Raw genomic sequence first — 2,216 nt, forward strand, 5'->3', positions numbered from 1 at the left:
GCCGTGACCGGGGCGACCGTGGCCCGCGTGACCGGGGCGACCGCGAGCGCGGTGGCGACCGGGGCGGCCGTGGCCCGGAGGGTGGCGAGGGCGGCGGCGACGGGGACTCCCGTCCGCGGCGCCGCACCCGGCACAGCTGATCGCCGACAGTAGCTAGTACCGCACCGCTGACCGGCCGGGCGACACCGTCGCCCGGCCGGTTCGTGATCCACCACCCCTCGTCGTACTGGGAAGCAGGTTGCCGTGAGTCGGACCCGCCGTTCGTCCTTGCCCACGGCGCGACCGGGAGGGATGCCCTCGGGCGGCCGGCAGGCCGCCACGACCACCCGGTCCGCCGGAGCGGCCACCCGCGCGGTGACCAGGACGTTGAGTGACGACCCGCTGGGCGGTACGGTGCGCCGCACGGTCCTCCCCAGCGGGCTGCGGGTACTCACCGAGGCGATCCCGGCGATGCGCAGCGTCTCGTTCGGCATCTGGGTGGCGGTCGGCTCCCGGGACGAGACCGGCACGCAGGCCGGCGCCGCCCACTTCCTGGAGCACCTGCTCTTCAAGGGCACCCACAAGCGGGACGCCCTGGAGATCTCTTCGTCGATCGAGGCGGTCGGCGGCGAGACCAACGCCTTCACCACGAAGGAGTACACCTGCTACTACGCCCGGGTGCTGGACGAGGACCTGCCCCTGGCCATCGACGTGATGTGCGACCTGGTCGCCGACTCGGTGCTCGACCCAGCCGACGTGGAGACCGAGCGGAGCGTCATCCTCGAAGAGATCGCCATGCACGACGACGAACCCGGCGACGAGGTGCACGACCTGCTCACCCGGGCCGTCTACGGTGACCACCCGCTGGGCCGGCTGATCTCCGGCACCGCCGAGACGGTCACCCCGATGACCCGCCGGCAGATCCAGAGCTTCTACCGCCGCCGCTACGTCGCGCCGCAGATCGTCATCGCCGCCGCCGGGAACCTCGACCACGCGACCGTGGTCCGGCTGGTCCGGTCGGCGCTCAAGGGCAGTCCGCTCGACACCGACCCGGCGACGCCCGCGTCGCACCGGCCGATCACCCCGGCGGTACGCACCCAGACCGCCACCGTGGTCGTCCACGCGAAGGAGACCGAGCAGGCGCACGTCGTGCTCGGCTGCCCCGGCATCGACCGGCTCGACGAGCGACGCTTCGCCCTCGGCGTGCTCAACAACGTGCTCGGCGGCGGCATGTCCAGCCGCCTGTTCCAGGAGATCCGCGAGCGGCGTGGCCTGGCGTACTCGGTCTACTCCTACGCCAGCCAGTACGCCGACACCGGTCTGTTCGGCGTGTACGCCGGGTGCGCCCCGGGGCGGGTGCAGGAGGTGCTGGAGCTGACCCGGGCCGAGTTGGCGCGTACCGCCGCGCAGGGCGTCACCGAGGCCGAACTGGCCCGGGGCAAGGGGATGAGCAAGGGCTCCTTCGTGCTCGGCCTGGAGGACACCGGCTCACGGATGAGCCGGCTGGCCAAGGGCGAGCTGCTCTACGGTGACCTGGTCCCCGTCGACGAACTGCTGCACCGGGTCGACGCGGTCACGCTCGACGACGTCAACGCACTCGCCGCCGACCTGCTCAGCCGACCCATGTCGCTGGCCGTGGTCGGCCCGTTCGACGACTCGGACTTCGTCGCCTGACCCGGCCGCCCGGGTGCGGCCGTCGTACCGGCGGGGTGCCGGCGTCCCGATTGGGATAGGTTGTGCCGCGTGACTGACGAGCAGGAGAAGGGCGCGACCGGGCCGATCCGGGTCGGTGTGCTGGGTGCCCGGGGCCGGATGGGCCTCGAGGTGTGCAGGGCCGTCGACGGCGCCGCCGACATGGAACTGGTGACCTCGGTCGACCAGGGCGACCCGTTGACCGCCGTGGCGGACGCCGGTGCGCAGGTGGTCGTCGACTTCACCACCCCGGACGTGGTGATGGACAACCTGCGCTGGTGCGTGGACCACGGCGTGCACGCGGTCGTCGGCACCACCGGCTTCACCGGGCAGCGGCTGGACCAGGTGCGGGACTGGCTCGGCGGCAGGCCGGAGCTGGGTGTGGTGATCGCCCCGAACTTCGGCATCGGCGCGGTGCTGATGATGCAGTTCGCCACCCGTGCGGCCCGGCACTTCGAGTCCGTCGAGATCATCGAGCAGCACCACCCGCGCAAGCTCGACGCGCCCAGCGGCACCGCCACGCACACCGCCCGCCTGGTCGCGGC

2 protein-coding genes are annotated in these 2,216 nt (G+C 72.7%); both read left to right on the forward strand.

What is annotated here, in order from left to right:
• Positions 1-291: 291 nt before the first annotated feature.
• Positions 292-1,653 carry a pitrilysin family protein gene (locus EYA84_RS30815; RefSeq protein WP_131057724.1) on the forward strand — a complete coding sequence of 454 codons (1,362 nt, stop codon included), beginning with the start codon at positions 292-294 and terminating at the stop codon, positions 1,651-1,653.
• A gap of 69 nt (positions 1,654-1,722) precedes the next feature.
• A partial coding sequence (locus EYA84_RS30820; RefSeq protein WP_275540825.1) for a 4-hydroxy-tetrahydrodipicolinate reductase occupies positions 1,723-2,216 on the forward strand: 494 nt, incomplete at its 3' end.

Origin of the sequence: Verrucosispora sp. SN26_14.1, from assembly GCF_004307965.1 — a bacterium.
In the GTDB taxonomy this organism is placed as follows: Bacteria; Actinomycetota; Actinomycetes; order Mycobacteriales; family Micromonosporaceae; genus Micromonospora.

Bases quoted from the DNA above. Each gene is read 5' to 3' on its own strand.
- EYA84_RS30815 (WP_131057724.1), top strand. From the start codon at position 292: ATGCCCTCGGGCGGCCGGCAGGCCGCCACGACCACCCGGTCCGCCGGA.